The organism is Romboutsia timonensis (assembly GCF_900106845.1).
In the GTDB taxonomy this organism is placed as follows: Bacteria; Bacillota; Clostridia; order Peptostreptococcales; family Peptostreptococcaceae; genus Romboutsia; species Romboutsia timonensis.
In genome coordinates this window covers 1,548,864-1,565,302 of sequence record NZ_LT629850.1, presented here as the reverse complement: position 1 = coordinate 1,565,302, position 16,439 = coordinate 1,548,864, and the positions used below count along the sequence as shown (strand labels likewise).

The window sequence follows — 16,439 nt, the reverse complement described above, 5'->3', positions numbered from 1 at the left end:
CTCATTGAAGGTATGCCAAATAAATATTGAATTAAAACTATTTTTATTAAAACAACAGGATCTATACTTGGAGCTCCTAACGGAGAGTATAAATCTTTTACTTTATCATAAATAAAACTAAAATCTATTGCATTTTCTATTTTTCTTACTAAATGGTTTTCAGGAACCAATCCATCTAATATAACATTTATTTCATCATCTCTAAAATTTTCTTTTCTTATAGTTAACATATTTATCACCTCATAAAGAGTATTGACAAAAATAAAAGAGCGTAGACTTTGTCTACGCTCTGTAGCTAGTAAATATTTACTAGCTTTTTTTAACATAATTTAAAATAAATTTCCACATATCTTCAAATTAAGACCACCTATCTTTAAACTATTTATCACTTTGAATTAATCATATATAATAAATTTAAGAAAGGAGGTATTCTATGAAAATTAAAGTAAATGTAGATACGAGTTTAGATGATATTGTAGTTAAAATAAGTACACCTTCTATGAGTGATGAAATAGATACTATAATTCGTAAATTATCAAAAAATAGTCTTATTTTAACAGGTATAAACGGTGAAAAAACATATTTGATAAATGAAAATGAAATACAGGTTATTTACTCTGAAAATAAAAAAGTGTACGCAAGTACAGAAGACATGAATTTAAAATTAAACTATAGATTATATGAGTTAGAGGATATACTAGATAAATCAAAATTTATTCGTGTTTCAAATTCAGCCATAATTAATATATACCAGGTAGATAATTTTGAGGCTACTATTAACGGAATGGTGACCATTCATTTGAAAAATGGAATGAAAGAGTATATTTCAAGGCGTTACTTAAAAAAAGTCAAAGAATTTATAAGTTAAGGATGTGGTACATATGATACATAATATATTAAAAAGAGGTGGAATTGGAGCTTGTATAGGGTTTATATCTATACTTTCTATGATATTTGGGATTTCTTTATTTACAGGTGATGGAACAATAGTCTTAGATATAAGAGAAATTAATAGGTATTTAATTGCTTTTGTAACTTCAGGATTTGCGATATCTGCAAGTTCTGTAATACTTGATATTAAAAAGTTACCTAGGTATATAGGATTAATTATACACTTTATATTAACTATATCCGTTTTTAATATAATAAATAGATATTTACATTTTATGAACAATATATACTTAGTTCAAAGTATTTGTATTGCCCTATATATAATAATATATTTAGGTTGCTTATTTGCTACTGTGTATGAAAATAAAAAGGACGTTGATTTTATTAATAAAAAATTGAATAATCTTAAGTAAATTAAAGACTAATAATAATATATGTTTTTGTGTTCAATAAAAAGTATGTTTTAGTGGACACTTATTTTTATTCTGTATTTTATGTAAATGTATCTGTATCTTAATTATTATTATTATTTCTAATATGTTATAATTTACCAATAGTATCTTTTTATGAAAAAGGGGGGACAAATATGGAGTTTAGTATAATAACTCTAATTATAGGTATTTTGGGATTTGTGTTAGGATTTATGGTTAGAAAGTATAAAATGGGTAATCTTGTAAGTTTGGTAAATTTAAAAAAATATGATAATGATAAAGTTGCAGATATTATGGGCTCTCATGTTATGGTATTTGGATTATGTTTATCAGCAGTTGCTGGCATAAACTATGTGTTACAAAACAGGTATCCATATATAATTACAATTACAATAATAGTGATGGCACTTGCAACTGAATTTGGTGCATATTATAGAATTTGTAAATATGCAAAATTAGAAGATTAATTTGTTCAATAAAACAAATATTATATTAGGCGATGTATTAGAGATAATTATAGTTAGTTTAAATAAAGTTATTTCAGTAAGATGTTGTTCAAGAAATAAACGTGATGTTTTATTGAACAGAACAATACTTTCACAATATTAATATATTACGAATAATTTATAGCAAATTAGAAAATAACCATACCTTATAATTCAAGGCATTGAAAGTACTAAGGTATGGTTATTTTTATACTATTATTATAAAGTAAGCTAATATAGCCTAACTATTAGAATAAATAAGTGATAATATTTTTATAAATATCATAATTATTTTATAAAATTTGTTTATAGTTAAAATCTAAGGGTATATATTTAATATAATAAAGATAGAGATAAGTTAGATATTTAAAAGGAGAAATAAATATGTTAAATCAAAAGACAATAGATATAATAAAAAGTACAGTTCCAGTATTAAGAGAACATGGAGTAGAAATAACAACAACTTTCTATAAGAGAATGTTTGAAAATAATCCTGAAATAAAAGCTATGTTTAATATGGACAAGCAAGAATCTGGAGAACAACCAAAGGCATTAGCAATGGCTGTATTAGCAGCTGCACAAAATATAGATAACTTAGAAGCAATATTACCAGCTGTACAAAAGATGTGCAAAGCTCACGTTAATGCAAATGTAAAACCAGAACACTACCCAATAGTAGGTGAAAATTTATTAGCAGCTATAAAAGAAGTATTAAAAGATGCTGCAACAGAAGAAGTATTAAATGCATGGGCAGAAGCTTACGAAGTTATAGCTAAAGTATTTATACAAATAGAAAAAGACATGTATATAGACCAAATATGCATAGATAACCAAATACATCAAAGAATGTAATATATTAAAAGGCTCCTTTATAAAAAGGAGCCTTTATTAATGTATTTACTATTTATCAGAAAATTATCTAATAGAGTTTATACTAAAATAAATACCTTTGTATTTATTTTATATTTAATAAAGTTACAAAGGTATTATACTAATTATATATCTTCATTTTGAAGGTAATATAAGCTATAGAAATAACCTTTAAGGCTAATTAAATAATCAAAAGAGCCTTTCTCAATAACCATACCATCTTTCATAACTATAATTTCATCATAATTAAGTAAAATATTTTTTATAAGCTTGTGTGTAACAACTATTAATGTTAAATCATTTATAGAAAGCAGAGAACTTTCTAAATTATAAGCAGTTTCATTATCAAGGGCTGAGGTAGATTCATCTAAAATTAATATTTTAGTATTATTTATAAGGGAACGAGCTATAGCTATTCTTTGCTTTTCTCCACCTGATAATTTGTTTCCATTTTCACCTACTAAAGAATTAATACCATTAGGAAGTCTTGATATTAAATTAGAAAGACCAGATCTATTACATATATTTAAAACTTCTTCATCACTATAGTTTGCAAATAACTTTATATTTTCTTTAATAGAATCATCAAACATAAATACATTTTGTTGAATCATAGACATATTTTTATATAAATCATTACTAAATATTTTATGGATATCTTTATTATCAATTAAAATATCACCGTTGTAATCTTTGTAATATCTCATAAGTAATTTTATTAATGTAGATTTACCACAACCACTTTCACCTACAATGGCATACTTTTTATTTTTTTCAAAGGTTAAATTAATATTATTTAAAGCCTTTCTATCATTAGTATAAGAAAAATCTAAGTTTTTAACTTCTATGCTGTTTTCAAATTTAGGTAAAGATATTTCTTCAATATCTTCACAAGAGTCATAAAGTATTTCATCAATTTTATCAGCTATAAGTGAAACTGATTTTATTTGATTAATTAAAGAAATACTAGTTTTAACAGGACCAACTATATGAGTGCTAAGTTGTATTATAATAATTGCAGTACCAACAGATATTTCACCTTTATACATAAGGTATCCGCCAAGTATTAAAACTCCTAAGTAAACTGTAACGCTAAAAGATAGTGAAAATCCTTTTATAATAGATTCAAGTATTGAACATTTTTTCTTAGTAGACTCAACAGTATTAGAGGAATTTTTAAAGATAGTATTAATTTTACTACCAATATTAAATCCTTTTATAACTTCAAATCCTGAAAATAAGTCCTTAGTAACAGAGGTTATTTCCTCTAAATTATGTGAATAGTTATTTTTTTCAATTATTAATTTTTTAGAAAGAGCATTAGGTATTACAAATCCAAGGATACCAAATATAACTATAAATATTACTATTGATGGGCTTATTGAAAATAAAAATAAAAGAGAAATTATAAATGATATAAAAGAAGATATAACTAAGAATATATTGTTTAGTAAGCTATCTTCAATTATTTTTATATCATTATAAAGTATTGATATATATTTTCCACTATTATCTAAAGAAAAGTCCTTCATATCTTTGTTTAATATTTTAGTAAATATATCGCATCTTAAATAATTTACTGTATTTTTTATGTAAGATGACATAACATATCCATCTACACATTCAGTTACGAATAATAATATTATAAGAAAAATACTAGCTAAAATAATTGGAACAAACTTTTCTGTTTCACCATTTGAAAATATATCAACTATAAATCCCATCATAAAGTCAAAGCAGATTACAGATAAAGCTGCTAAAGATATGGTTAATACTCTAGTAAAAAATAGAAGTTTGTATTTAAATAGATACTTCCATAGTTTTTTCATGACTACCTCCACAATTTATATTTATCAAACTACACTAAAGTATATATTATCTATATTTAAAAGTAAATTAATAAAAATTGAAAACCTAATGGTAGATAAAGATACATTTGTAAGCGGTGTAGATATACTTTTGAGAATTTACTTTATCTTAATTCTCAAGTACAAAACTAGGATTAGATAAATGGCTTAAATACTGATAACTAATGATATTAGGGTTTTCTATAAGACAATGTGCAGAAGAAGTAAATCATTATTTAAGATGCAACAAAGTTATATATATAATTGTTGCTTAACTTTTTAGTATTGAATAGTTAAAATAAATATTGTAAAATTATTTGGTGAACAACTGTTAACCAAATGAGAGGATTAAATATGAAAACGAAAGATAAAATTTTAATAGAGGCATTGTCTTTATTTTCTGTATCTGGTTTTAGTGGAGTATCAGTAAGAGATATTGCAAAAGCAGTAGGAATTAGAGAAAGTGCTATATATAAACATTATAAAAATAAGCAACAATTATTTGACACTATCGTTGAAGTGTCAGCGGGTAGAATAGACAGTTTACAAGAAGAATTAATTTCTAAATTTAATCATAATGTAAATACTAAAGAAGTTTTTCCAATAAGCATAATCCAAGAGATATATTGTAATATATTCTTATTTTATCTTACAGATGATATATTATCGAAGTTTCGTAGAATGATGACTATAGAGCATCTTAAAAATCATGAGTTGAATAGAAAATTTAAGGATATGTTTATTGAAAAAACTTTAAGTTATCAAAGCGAAGTATTTAGAAAATTAATAAATGAGGGTAAAGTGAATGGAACTAATCCAGATATAATGGCTATACATTTTTATTCACCTATTTTTATGTTATTTTTCCGTTATGACTCTGAAGATGATAAAATTGATGAAGCATTAAACTTAATAAAAAAACATATACAAGAATTTTTTAGATTATATTTAAAAGAGGAGCTATTATGGGAAGAGAATTGGAAAAATCAGTAAAGCAATGGTTAGGTGTTTTTATAGCTATTGTTAGTTATTATATTATTCATGAAGGAACACACCTTTTATTAGCATTGATACTTGGTGTATTTGAAAGAATACGTTTTGTAGGTATATGGGGAATACAAATAGTTACTACGGAAGGCTCTTTAAATGGTATAAACTTAGCATTATTTAGTGGATTAAGTAGTATAGTAACTATATTAATAGGATATATTTTAGCATTTCATCCATCTATTTATAAAATAAAAAATAAGAATATTTTAATTGCAATTTATTATATAACTTTATGTTTTTTATTACTTGACCCCTTATATATGTCAATATTATCAAAGTTTATTGGTGGTGGAGGAGACTTAAATGGAATTATAACAGGTCTTAAAACTTCAGATATACCATTTAGAATTATATTTGGAATAATTTTAATTATTAATATGATGTTATTTAAAAATAAAGTATGTCCAAAATATAATAGAATTTTTAAAGAAAATTAAAATAATATTAATAAAAATAGGTATACAATATTAATAATAATATGTATATCTATTTTTATTTTGGCTCTGCTAGACAATTGTGTGATTAATTATATAGAGATAGTTTATAATATTGTGAATTAATGATAGAATGTAAGAAAGTACATAATTGTTATACATTACGAATTGATAGGGGTGGGAGAAATATGAATGATAGAAATTTAAAACTAATTTATATAGCTTTAGGTTCATTGATGCTTATACTTTTACAAAGTGATGTTTTTCAACTAGCTATATCACTTATAAACATATTACCAATACCATATTTAACAGAGACAATATATTGGTTAATGAGAATACTTTCTTTTGTAGGTGTTGTCATATTTATAATTATATCTTTAAAATTAATACTTAATAATATAAAAAAATTATAATGTTAGTATAATACGAGAGGGGATAAAAATGAAAAAAATACTAATTAGCTTAGTTATAACTATACTACTGTTCTTTTTTAATGCGTGGTTTATTATGCCAATAATTTTCAATTTTGGCTATAGTTCAGTAGAATCTTCATATCATTTAGAAACACATTCACTATTGTTGTTATTAATATTTGTAGTTATATTTTGTACATCCTTAATATTAGAGAAATTTGATGAGAATAATGAAAATTAGTAATATATACAATCTTAATATATTACGAACTAATTTATATAAAAATAGCTAGACAATGGAAATTCCAATATGTCTAGCTATTTTATTGCTTACTTATCACACAATTGTCTAATAGAGCCTTTATTTTAATTTATAAAATAATTATCTAACATAGCCTACTTTTCTAAATACATTGATACTACTATAATTCATAAGTTATCAATATTTTTGATGTATTATAAAACCTTAGTAAGTAAAAAATAATAAACACAGAAAAATAACTATAATTTAGATAAATAGGAGGCTATTATGGCTAATAAAAATGTAAACCCAAATGCTAAAAAAGCTTTAGAAGAAATGAAATTAGAAATAGCAAATGAAATAGGTGTTGAAACTAATAATAAATATGGCACAAATAACACTTCTTATGAAAATGGTCAACTAGGTGGTAGAGTTGGTGGACTTATGAGCAAAAGATTAGTTGAAATGGGGCAACAAGCTTTACTTAAACAGTATAATAGTAAAAAATAATATAAAAAATGTCGAAAAATGTATTGTTAAACTCTAAAATGTGTATATAATTAATAGAACACATTTTTAGGAGGATAACTATGATAAAGAAAATAGGTAAAATAACTATATATGTAAATAATCAAGAAGAAGCTAAAGCGTTTTGGACTGAGAAATTAAACTTTGTAATAAAATTAGAAAGACCAATGGGACCTAATATGACATGGTTAGAAGTAGGTCCAAATGAGTGTGAGTTTACTACATTTATATTATATGATAAGAAGATGATGTTAGCTCAAAAGCCATCAGCAAACGTAGATCATCCAAATGTTATATTAAGTACAGATAACATCGAAGAAAGTTACAATGAACTTAAAGAAAAAGGTGTTGAAGTTTCAGAAATAATGACAATGCCTTATGGAAAGATGTTCTCATTTAAAGACCAAGATGGAAATGATTATTTATTAAGAGAAGATGAATTTTAATAAGTAATTTGCCTATAACTATCAAATTTAAATATTATTAAGTATACTAAAAAAGCCTAACTATTCACTAATTATATTATAGTGAGTAGTAGGCTTTTTTGAAATGCTTCGCCCACGCAGTGGCTCAAGCAACGGATGTATCCGTAGCGTGAGCAAGGATATATCGTTGGCGAAATAAAAATTAGCGCCCACACGTGGCTTAAAGTGTTTCGCCGACACGTCGCTCAAGCGAAGCGAATTTTTTATGTATAAAAGTATATTCTTGTTAAAAATAAGTTTGAGAAAATTACACAAAAAATGGTATAATAAACTGTCTAAAAAAGACAATTTCAATAATATAAGGGGGAGGAAATGATACCTAAGTATAGCGTTAAAAGGCCATTTACTGTGGCAGTTGCAGTTGTAATGGTATTTATACTGGGGATAGTGTCTTTTTTTGATATGAAAACAGATTTATTACCTAGTATAGATCTTCCATATGCAATGGTACTTACACAGTATCCAGGAGCAAGTCCTGAAAAAGTAGAAATGTCGCTTACAAAACCTATTGAACAAGTTGTATCTACTGTAAGTGGAGTTAAGAATGTATCATCAACATCTAGCGAGAATGCTAGTATGGTTATGATAGAATTTGACCAAAACGTAAACATAGATTCAGCAATACTTGATGTAAATAGCCAACTAGATTTAATAAAATCAAGTTTTGAAGATGGGGTTGGTTCAAGTTCAGTTATGAAATTAAACCCAGACTCAATGCCAGTTATGATATTAAGTGTTGATGTAAAAAATATGGATATAAAAGAGTTATCAAATTACGTTAGTGAAAATGTAGTTCCAAAACTTGAAAGAACAAATGGAGTAGGATCAGTTAGTGTAACTGGACTTTTAGAAGAAAAAATTCAAATTAATTTAGATAACGATAAGATTAGTTCTGTAAATAAAAAAGTAAAATCAAAAATTGATAATGAAATGGCAGAACAAGAAAAGAAATTAAAAGATTCTCAAAATCAAATAGCAAATGGAAAAAGTCAATTAGAGGAGCAATCAAAAATTCAAAAAGAAAATTTAGTTAATGCTGAAGTTGAGCTTCAATCAGCTAAGATTAAATTAGAATTATTAGCATCTCAGTTAACTTCTCAAGGAATGAACAAAGAAACATTAAATAAAACTATTGAAGAAACTTCAAAATCTCTTAAAGATGCAGAAAATAAATTAAATGACCTTCAAAATGAATTAAACAATCCTTCACAAAATAATGAAGAGTACATAATGCAAATACAAGCTCGAATAACTGTCTTAAATACAACTATAGAGAATTTAAAGAAAGGTATTGCTACTGCAAAGCAAGGATTAGAAGCTTTAAATTCACTAGATAACATAAAAGAACAAGAAAAGCAACTAAAGATAGCTCAAAATAGAGTTAGTGAAGAATTAAGTAAAGCGTCACTTGAATTATCTTTAGGTGAATCTGAGCTTAAAAAGGCTAGTAATGAGTTAAAAGCTGCAAAAGAACAGGCTTATGAAGCATCTGATATGACAAATAAAATAACTCCAGAGATGATAAGCAATATAGTAATGGCTCAAAACTTTGCTATGCCTGCTGGATATGTTTCAGATGATGACAGTAAACATTTAGTTAAAGTCGGAGATAAATTAAGTTCTATTGAAGAACTTGAAAACCTATTATTATTTGATATTAATGGTGTAGGAAAGATTTATCTAAAAGATGTAGCTGATATAAGCAAAGTTGATAATTCAGAAGAAACATATGCTAATATAAATGGCAATGATGGTGTTATGATATCTTTACAAAAATCTAGTGTATCATCAACTACTGAAGTAACTAAGAACATAGGTAAAACTATTGATGATATTATGAAAGAAAATGATAAAGTTAATATAACAACATTAATGGACCAAGGTATATATATAGAAATGATAATAGACAGTGTTTTAGATAACTTAATATTTGGTGGAGCATTGGCAATTATTGTTTTATTATTATTTTTAAAGAGCTTTAAGCCAACTATAATAATAGCACTTAGTATACCAATTAGTTTATTTGTATCTATGGTACTTATGTATTTTAGTAATATAACTTTAAATATAATAAGTTTATCTGGTTTATCTCTAGGTGTAGGTATGTTGGTAGATAACAGTATAGTAGTTATTGAGAATATATCTAAAATGAGAGAAAAAGGAATGAGTGCAGCTAAGGCAAGTGTATATGGTGCTAGACAAGTATCAGGAGCGATATTTGCATCTACACTTACAACTATATGTGTATTCCTTCCTATAGTATTTGCAGATGGTATGACTAAGCAGATATTTACTGACATGGGACTAACGATAGCATATAGTTTACTATCAAGTTTAATAGTTTCTTTAACTGTTGTTCCTGCTATGTCTTCTAAATTATTAGAAAAGGTAGAAAAAAAGCCAAGTATATTATTTGATAGACTGATTAATCTTTATGAAAAAGCACTTAGATGGGCATTAAAACATAAGGTAGCTGTAATTTTACCTGTAGTTGCTTTATTAATATTTAGTGTATATAGGGTAGGGTCTATGGGGACAAGTTTTATGCCAAGTATGGACTCAACAGAAATGTCAGCAACATTAGAAATGCCAATTGGAAGCAGTAAAAAAGATACTATTAAAATGAGTGATAAAATAATAAATAATTTAATGAAAATAGATGATATTGAAACAATTGGTGCAACAGACTCTACTAATTCTATGCTTGGTAAAGCATCAGATACTACAATGTCATTTTTCATAAAATTAAAAGAAGATAAAAAACACTCAAATACTGAAATAGCTAAAATAATAGAGGATAGAACAAAAGACTTTGATTGTGAGTTAAAAGTTAGTGCATCTAATATGGATATGGGTGCCTTAGCTGGATCAGGAATACAAGTTATTATTAAAGGTGAAGATTTAGATGAATTAAAATCTATTGCCATAGATATATCAAAGGAAATTAAACCAATTAAGGGTATAAAAGAAATTACAACAGGACTTGAAAATCCAAGTTCAGAGACAAGAATAATAGTTGATAAAAATAAGGCTATGGAGTATGGTTTAACAACAGCTCAAATATATCAAACTATAGCAAATGAAATAAAAACTGATACATCATCTACTATATTAACTATTGGTAGAAATGATTATCCTGTAATAGTTTCAAATGGTGATTCATTAACAAAGAATGAATTAAAGAATTTAACTATAACAGGAACTAAAGATAATGAAAAAGTTGATGTGAAAATTTCTAGTATTGTGAGTATAAGTGATGATGAAAGTTTATCTTCTATATCTCGTGAAAATCAATCTAGATATATGACAGTTACTGCAACTATTGATAGTGATTATAATGTTGGTTTAGTAGGTAAAGATGTAAAAGCAAAGTTAGATAATTATAAAGTAAAAGATGGATACTCTATTGAAATAGGTGGAGAAATGGAAACTATTTCAGATGCTATGGGTGATTTAGTATTAATGATTGCTTTAGCAGTGGTATTTGTTTACTTAGTAATGGTTGCTCAGTTCCAATCATTATTATCTCCATTTATAGTAATGTTTACTATACCGCTTGCATTTACTGGAGGACTATTAGCATTATTAATTACAGGTAATGATTTAAGTGTAGTTTCTATGCTAGGTTTCTTAGTGTTATCTGGGGTTGTAGTAAACAATGGTATAGTGTTTGTAGATTATGTTAATCAACTAAGAGCTACAGGTATGAGTAAAAAAGAGGCCATAATAGAAACTGGAAGAAGTCGTATAAGACCGATACTTATGACGGCTTTAACAACAATACTTGCTATGTCTACAATGGCATTAAGTAATGGAATGGGTGCAGAAATGACACAAGGGTTGGCTATAGTTTCTATAGGTGGACTTGCATATTCGACTATATTGACGCTTGTGGTTATACCAATACTTTATGATTTAATGCAACGTAATGAGTTTAGGGTTATTGATATAGAGGATTAGGATAGAGCCTTTCTGTGTAAACAGAGAGGTTTTTTCTTTAAAAATACGCTATGTTTAAAATAATTGTTGATTTTTAATATATGTTTACTGAGATTGGGTTATAATATAAGTATATTAGATTATTTGGAGGGCGTACTTAAATGAATGTAAATTATATAATTAAGTCTTTAGAAAATTTAAATGAGTATGAACAACATCAAGTATTTAACTTTTTAGAAGAAAAACTTGTATTTGGCTCTTTGTCAACTCAAATTAAAGAGGGGATTAAAGAAAATAGGTTTGCATCAGGTAAAGTATGCCCTCATTGTAAAGGTAATCATGTATCAAGAAATGGTAAGTATAATGGTAAACAAAGATACATATGTAAGTCTTGTAATAAAACATTTACTGATTTTACATTCTCTCCTTGCTATAACTCTAAAAAAGACTTTTCGAAATGGTTAGAGTATATTAAATGTATGGTTGCTGGATATTCAATTAGAAAATGTGCTGAAATAGTAGAAATAACTGTACCTACTTCATTTGCTTGGAGACATAAAATTTTAGATGCATTAAGACTATACATAGGTACAGGTCATGTTTCTGGTCTTGTTGAAGCAGACGAAACTTTCTTTAGATTATCATATAAAGGTAATCATAGCAAGAGTTCAGGATTTACTATGCCTCGAAAACCTAATTTAAGAGGACCCAAAAGCAAAAAATCAAAAGATGAAGAACCTAAACCAAGAGGTATATCAAGAAATCAAGTTGCTGTAATGTGTGCAATAGATAGAACTGGGAATATAATTTCAGAATTAATATGTAATGGGAGAATGCAATACAAAGATGTAGAGAGATTATTTAATGGTAGAATAGAAGAAAAATCAACATTATGTATCGACTCTCATAAGAGTTATATACGTTTAAATAAGAACATAGATGTGGATATACAGAAGATAGAGACTGGAAAGTTTAAAAAGGGTATATATCATATTCAACATATAAATTCATATCACAGTAGATTAAAAAAGTGGATGGATGGTTTTAATGGTGTTGCAACAAAATATTTAGCTAATTATATGTATTGGTTTAAGTGGATTGAGTTGTTTAAAACAGATAAGGATTCTATGAAGTGTAAGAGACTATTTATACAATCTCATGTATCTTATTCGAATACTAAAATAAAGGATTTTAAAAATAGAAAACCATTGTATATATAGAGTATATTTGTTATATTACTCTACAATAGTAATAACTATTATTATATAGAATAGAGGGGAATTTATATGAGTAAAGAAAAAAAATATGGTTTAATATTTACGCTTATAATATTTGTAGGGATAGGATTATCAATAAATTTTCTATTTAAACAAATGGATTCAAAGTTAACATCTATAATAATAGATGATGATTCAATTAAAATTATGAATTCTACTTACAATATAGAAGATATAACCGATGTCGAGTTACTTAATAAGGTAATACTTTCAGGGGGTTCAGGCAGTAATACTCCTAATACCAATAATGGATATTATAAAGTTAATGGAGATAATTTTAAATCTAAAGTATGTATCTATAATAAAGTAAGCCCTTTTATAAGACTTACTACTAAAGATTTGGTAATTGTTTTTAATGAAGATAATTCAGATAAAACTAATGAAATTTATAACGAATTAATAGAATTAACAAGATAAGATACAAACTTTCGTTTATAGTTGCTAAAGAGGACTATCACCAGTCCTCTTTAATTATATATTATTTTTCAACACTATTCTTGAACATAGCGTAAAAATATAATACCTACAGAATTTATATTTGATGATAAAAAAACTCTTAGTTTAGACTAAGAGTTTTTTTATTGGCGGGAATAACAGGGCTCGAACCTGTGACCCATTGATTAACAGTCAATTGCTCTACCTACTGAGCTATATTCCCATATATTTAATTTTAATCAGTCCTTTACAGTTATTATTATAGTCAGTTTATTTAATTTTATTCATATTTTTTTTATTATTGGCTATGTTTTAAATGAGTGTTGAAAATGATACAATATAATTAACTTCGCAATCGTTATATAATGTGAAATAAAAAGAGCAACTATTTTAGATACTTGATATACTAAAGTAGTTGTTGTTTTTATTTTTTTGTAAAAAATGCAACTTTTTTAATATATAAGTGGTCTTATAAGAAGAAGTACCAATACAAAATGAAATAGGTGGAACAAATGCAAGAAATAATTAAAATATCAGATATAAAAAGAGAAAGGAGTGAATCACATTTAGTAAAGAAAGCAAGGGCTGGAAATGATAGAGCTTTTGAAAGTCTTTTAATGAAATATAAGATATATATGTACAAAATAGCCTATACGTATGTAAAAAATCAGGAGATTGCCCTAGATATTGTACAAGAAACTACATATAAAGCGTGGATTAAGATTAATACTTTAAAAGATGATAATTCATTTAAAGCATGGATTACAAAAATATTAGTTAATACAGCTATAAATCATATAAAAAAAGAAAGTAAGACAGTATTTTTGGAAGATGAAGAGTGTGAGAGTATATATGAATCAAATGGAGTATCTATTGAAGAAAAGTTGGATTTATATAGAGCTATAGATTTCTTAAAACCTAAATATAAAACAGTGATTATTTTTAGATATTTTGATGATATGAAAATAGAAGATATATCTTATATGTTAGATATACCAATAAATACTGTAAAAAGCCAATTAAAGCGGGCAACACAACAGTTGAATAATATATTAAAGGAGAATTATTTAAATGTATAATAAGGAATTTGATAATATTGAAATACCAGAGAATATTGATTTATATATAAAAAAGGGTTTGAAAAAAGCAGTAAATGAAAAGAAATCTAAAAAATATAGAAGAAATAAATTTATAAAAGTAGTAGCTTGTGCAAGTATTATGGGAGCTTTATTTTTGAGTTTTAATTCAGATAGTTTAGCTAATAGAATGCCTTTTGTTAAGGATGTTTACAAAGAAATTAGAAATTCTAAAAAATCAGAGGTAATGAGTATTAACTTTAATGAGTACTTTGAAGATAGTGCGCAAGAAGTAAATCAGACAGTTACAGCAAATGGAAAAACTGTTACAGCAGAAAGTGTTTTATGTGATGGGAAATACATAGCAATATCTTATATTATAAAAAGTGAAGAGAAATTTGAAAGAGATGATACAATGCATCAATTATTAAGTAACTGTAAGGTTAAAATAAATAATATGACAGATTATGTATTTAATAGTTCTGGTATTGAAGGTGTTTATACGGATGATTATACATTTGTTGGAACTGAATTGCTAAAACTTGAAAATAAAGATTCTTTACCAGATGAATTTAATATAAATATTATTTTTGATAATATAAATGCTGAATCTTTTCATAGAGATAAATATTACATTCCAGGAGATGTATGGGAGTTTAACTTCTCAGTTAAAAGCTATACTTCAGACAATAAAGTTATTGAAGTAAATGAAACAAAATCTAAATTTACAGTATCTAGTATAGAAGTAAGACCTTTAAGTTTAATAGTTAATCATATTACACCTAAAGATTCTGAAGATACTATGTATGATATTTTGATTTATGATGATAAAGGTAATGAAGTACTTAGATTTAGTGAATTTTATAATGATGAGGGTACAAATATAGGTAAAACTAGTGTCTATAGAAATCTTAATAGAGATTGTAAATATATAAAAATAGTATATGAAGAAATGGAATTAATACCTAATAAGAAGGCACCAGGAACTATAAACATTAAAAAAGATGATGTTGAAGATGTTGTCTTCCAAATAAATTTAAAATAAATATAAAGAGGGAACAAGATGGAAATTATATTTGAAATGAATATATTATTAATAATAGGACTACCACTATGGATAATAATTAGAGGTGTAATATTATTATTTAGAAGAAAAAAAGGTGATAAATTAAATTTATATAAAGAGATAATAACTAATTTATTTGTTATATATCTATTCATCCTTATAGGAGTAACTATTTTTCCACTTCGTATAGGAAGTACTATACCTTATTTATCAAATATGAGTATACTAGAGAGGTATAATATAAATTTAATCCCTTTTGTTGATTATTATAAAAACAATATCAGTGTCAAAGGTGTAATAAGAAATGTAGGGGGAAATTTAATTCTTCTATCACCTTTTATATTCTACTTATGCATTAAATTTGAAAAATTAAGAAGTATAAAATTATGTATGTTGACATCTTTTCTTATATCATTATCAATAGAATTAATTCAATTATTTATGAATATTTTATCATTATCATATGGAAGATCAGTTCATACAGAAGACTTGATACTAAATACGCTAGGTGGTATTATAGCATGGTATATTTTTAAGTATACATATAAAGGAAAATTTAAAGATATATTAAATTATGATAAAGAACTTGTAATATAATACATTCAATGTATGCAACTAAAATTCATTAATAAGTTTGATGAACAATTTTAATATAATGCGAACTAAATCAAGAGTTGTATGAATAAGTAAATACAGCTCTTGATTTTTTTATTATTCAAAATTTATATAATTTCAACATTGTATTAAAACATAGCCTTATTATTTAATTATTACAAAATATTTAAAAATCATCTTGTAAAAAATTTGGTTAATATAGTCAAAAACATATATACTTTAGTAAATTTTACTTACTAACATATATATTAGTGTAATTAATTTTCATAATTATCTATAGTAGCATGACTTTTTAAGAATGCAGTTTTTACAAATCGAGATTATGAAGAATAATCTATATCAGTTATATTTGA

Annotated in this window: 18 protein-coding genes and 1 tRNA gene; 16 read left to right on the top strand and 3 right to left on the bottom strand. The window is 25.6% G+C overall.

The window, feature by feature from the left end; genetic code table 11:
- Nucleotides 1-230: transposase (locus BN7997_RS10090; RefSeq protein WP_195906815.1), on the bottom strand; the 230-nt coding region annotated here is incomplete at its 3' end.
- A 203-nt stretch (nucleotides 231-433) separates the two neighbouring features.
- On the opposite strand from BN7997_RS10090, the gene BN7997_RS10085 reads away from it, so the two are divergent.
- From BN7997_RS10085 to BN7997_RS10070, 4 genes are all read left to right on the top strand, one after another.
- Nucleotides 434-868, top strand: coding sequence for a LytTR family DNA-binding domain-containing protein (locus tag BN7997_RS10085; RefSeq protein ID WP_071120666.1), 435 nt, complete (start codon nucleotides 434-436; stop codon nucleotides 866-868).
- Between the two features lie 13 nt (nucleotides 869-881).
- Nucleotides 882-1,304: a DUF3021 family protein gene (locus BN7997_RS10080; protein WP_071120665.1), complete on the top strand. Its 423-nt coding sequence runs from the start codon at nucleotides 882-884 to the stop codon at nucleotides 1,302-1,304.
- 173 nt (nucleotides 1,305-1,477) lie between these two features.
- Entirely contained in the window at nucleotides 1,478-1,789 is a 312-nt protein-coding gene (locus BN7997_RS10075) for a DUF3784 domain-containing protein (RefSeq protein ID WP_071120664.1), read from the top strand.
- Nucleotides 1,790-2,191: 402 nt separating this feature from the next.
- The gene (locus BN7997_RS10070) at nucleotides 2,192-2,659 is read left to right on the top strand and encodes a globin domain-containing protein (protein ID WP_071120663.1); all 468 of its coding nucleotides are present in this window, start codon (nucleotides 2,192-2,194) and stop codon (nucleotides 2,657-2,659) included.
- A 143-nt stretch (nucleotides 2,660-2,802) separates the two neighbouring features.
- Here the strand turns inward: BN7997_RS10070 and BN7997_RS10065 are convergent, their stop codons facing one another.
- Entirely contained in the window at nucleotides 2,803-4,506 is a 1,704-nt protein-coding gene (locus BN7997_RS10065) for an ABC transporter ATP-binding protein (protein ID WP_071120662.1), read from the bottom strand.
- Between the two features lie 372 nt (nucleotides 4,507-4,878).
- On the opposite strand from BN7997_RS10065, the gene BN7997_RS10060 reads away from it, so the two are divergent.
- The 9 genes from BN7997_RS10060 to BN7997_RS10020 all read left to right on the top strand — a co-directional run bounded on the left by BN7997_RS10060 (nucleotide 4,879) and on the right by BN7997_RS10020 (nucleotide 13,311).
- The gene (locus BN7997_RS10060) at nucleotides 4,879-5,517 is read left to right on the top strand and encodes a TetR family transcriptional regulator (protein ID WP_071120661.1); all 639 of its coding nucleotides are present in this window, start codon (nucleotides 4,879-4,881) and stop codon (nucleotides 5,515-5,517) included.
- A complete protein-coding gene (locus BN7997_RS10055) occupies nucleotides 5,490-6,011 on the top strand; it encodes a hypothetical protein (protein WP_071120660.1) in 522 nt (173 codons plus the stop codon). The genes BN7997_RS10060 and BN7997_RS10055 overlap by 28 nt, the downstream gene beginning before the upstream one ends.
- A 185-nt stretch (nucleotides 6,012-6,196) precedes the next feature.
- Nucleotides 6,197-6,424, top strand: a complete 228-nt coding sequence (locus tag BN7997_RS10050; RefSeq protein WP_071120659.1) for a hypothetical protein — start codon at nucleotides 6,197-6,199, stop codon at nucleotides 6,422-6,424.
- Between the two features lie 28 nt (nucleotides 6,425-6,452).
- Nucleotides 6,453-6,665 (top strand): hypothetical protein, encoded by a 213-nt coding sequence (locus tag BN7997_RS10045; RefSeq protein ID WP_071120658.1) that lies wholly within the window; start codon nucleotides 6,453-6,455, stop codon nucleotides 6,663-6,665.
- A 288-nt stretch (nucleotides 6,666-6,953) separates the two neighbouring features.
- Nucleotides 6,954-7,175: an alpha/beta-type small acid-soluble spore protein gene (locus BN7997_RS10040; protein WP_071120657.1), complete on the top strand. Its 222-nt coding sequence runs from the start codon at nucleotides 6,954-6,956 to the stop codon at nucleotides 7,173-7,175.
- Nucleotides 7,176-7,255: 80 nt separating this feature from the next.
- Nucleotides 7,256-7,639, top strand: coding sequence for a VOC family protein (locus tag BN7997_RS10035; RefSeq protein WP_071120656.1), 384 nt, complete (start codon nucleotides 7,256-7,258; stop codon nucleotides 7,637-7,639).
- 351 nt (nucleotides 7,640-7,990) lie between these two features.
- Complete coding sequence (locus tag BN7997_RS10030; RefSeq protein ID WP_071120655.1) at nucleotides 7,991-11,638, top strand: efflux RND transporter permease subunit; 3,648 nt, start codon at nucleotides 7,991-7,993, stop codon at nucleotides 11,636-11,638.
- A gap of 140 nt (nucleotides 11,639-11,778) precedes the next feature.
- Nucleotides 11,779-12,837, top strand: a complete 1,059-nt coding sequence (locus BN7997_RS10025; RefSeq protein ID WP_071120654.1) for an IS1595 family transposase — start codon at nucleotides 11,779-11,781, stop codon at nucleotides 12,835-12,837.
- Nucleotides 12,838-12,903: 66 nt separating this feature from the next.
- Nucleotides 12,904-13,311 carry a hypothetical protein gene (locus BN7997_RS10020; protein ID WP_071120653.1) on the top strand — a complete coding sequence of 136 codons (408 nt, stop codon included), beginning with the start codon at nucleotides 12,904-12,906 and terminating at the stop codon, nucleotides 13,309-13,311.
- Nucleotides 13,312-13,476: 165 nt separating this feature from the next.
- Here the strand turns inward: BN7997_RS10020 and BN7997_RS10015 are convergent.
- A tRNA-Asn gene (locus BN7997_RS10015) sits at nucleotides 13,477-13,552 on the bottom strand.
- A gap of 289 nt (nucleotides 13,553-13,841) precedes the next feature.
- Between BN7997_RS10015 and BN7997_RS10010 the strand changes: the two genes are divergently transcribed.
- The 3 genes from BN7997_RS10010 to BN7997_RS10000 are packed head-to-tail and all read left to right on the top strand — an operon-like array spanning nucleotide 13,842 to nucleotide 16,068.
- The gene (locus BN7997_RS10010; protein WP_071120652.1) at nucleotides 13,842-14,408 is read left to right on the top strand and encodes a sigma-70 family RNA polymerase sigma factor; all 567 of its coding nucleotides are present in this window, start codon (nucleotides 13,842-13,844) and stop codon (nucleotides 14,406-14,408) included.
- A complete protein-coding gene (locus BN7997_RS10005) occupies nucleotides 14,401-15,450 on the top strand; it encodes a DUF4179 domain-containing protein (RefSeq protein ID WP_071120651.1) in 1,050 nt (349 codons plus the stop codon). Before BN7997_RS10010 ends, BN7997_RS10005 begins: the two co-directional genes overlap by 8 nt.
- An 18-nt stretch (nucleotides 15,451-15,468) precedes the next feature.
- Nucleotides 15,469-16,068 (top strand): VanZ family protein, encoded by a 600-nt coding sequence (locus tag BN7997_RS10000; protein WP_071120650.1) that lies wholly within the window; start codon nucleotides 15,469-15,471, stop codon nucleotides 16,066-16,068.
- Nucleotides 16,069-16,439 lie beyond the last annotated feature (371 nt).

What these genes read in the sequence shown, in the direction of transcription:
- BN7997_RS10065 (WP_071120662.1), bottom strand. Translation starts at nt 4,506, where the DNA reads ATGAAAAAACTATGGAAGTATCTATTTAAATACAAACTTCTATTTTTT.
- BN7997_RS10010 (WP_071120652.1), top strand. Translation starts at nt 13,842, where the DNA reads ATGCAAGAAATAATTAAAATATCAGATATAAAAAGAGAAAGGAGTGAA.
- BN7997_RS10070 (WP_071120663.1), top strand. Translation starts at nt 2,192, where the DNA reads ATGTTAAATCAAAAGACAATAGATATAATAAAAAGTACAGTTCCAGTA.
- BN7997_RS10075 (WP_071120664.1), top strand. Translation starts at nt 1,478, where the DNA reads ATGGAGTTTAGTATAATAACTCTAATTATAGGTATTTTGGGATTTGTG.
- BN7997_RS10050 (WP_071120659.1), top strand. Translation starts at nt 6,197, where the DNA reads ATGAATGATAGAAATTTAAAACTAATTTATATAGCTTTAGGTTCATTG.
- BN7997_RS10055 (WP_071120660.1), top strand. Translation starts at nt 5,490, where the DNA reads ATGGGAAGAGAATTGGAAAAATCAGTAAAGCAATGGTTAGGTGTTTTT.
- BN7997_RS10080 (WP_071120665.1), top strand. Translation starts at nt 882, where the DNA reads ATGATACATAATATATTAAAAAGAGGTGGAATTGGAGCTTGTATAGGG.
- BN7997_RS10025 (WP_071120654.1), top strand. Translation starts at nt 11,779, where the DNA reads ATGAATGTAAATTATATAATTAAGTCTTTAGAAAATTTAAATGAGTAT.
- BN7997_RS10060 (WP_071120661.1), top strand. Translation starts at nt 4,879, where the DNA reads ATGAAAACGAAAGATAAAATTTTAATAGAGGCATTGTCTTTATTTTCT.
- BN7997_RS10035 (WP_071120656.1), top strand. Translation starts at nt 7,256, where the DNA reads ATGATAAAGAAAATAGGTAAAATAACTATATATGTAAATAATCAAGAA.
- BN7997_RS10085 (WP_071120666.1), top strand. Translation starts at nt 434, where the DNA reads ATGAAAATTAAAGTAAATGTAGATACGAGTTTAGATGATATTGTAGTT.
- BN7997_RS10020 (WP_071120653.1), top strand. Translation starts at nt 12,904, where the DNA reads ATGAGTAAAGAAAAAAAATATGGTTTAATATTTACGCTTATAATATTT.
- BN7997_RS10030 (WP_071120655.1), top strand. Translation starts at nt 7,991, where the DNA reads ATGATACCTAAGTATAGCGTTAAAAGGCCATTTACTGTGGCAGTTGCA.
- BN7997_RS10000 (WP_071120650.1), top strand. Translation starts at nt 15,469, where the DNA reads ATGGAAATTATATTTGAAATGAATATATTATTAATAATAGGACTACCA.
- BN7997_RS10045 (WP_071120658.1), top strand. Translation starts at nt 6,453, where the DNA reads ATGAAAAAAATACTAATTAGCTTAGTTATAACTATACTACTGTTCTTT.
- BN7997_RS10005 (WP_071120651.1), top strand. Translation starts at nt 14,401, where the DNA reads ATGTATAATAAGGAATTTGATAATATTGAAATACCAGAGAATATTGAT.
- BN7997_RS10040 (WP_071120657.1), top strand. Translation starts at nt 6,954, where the DNA reads ATGGCTAATAAAAATGTAAACCCAAATGCTAAAAAAGCTTTAGAAGAA.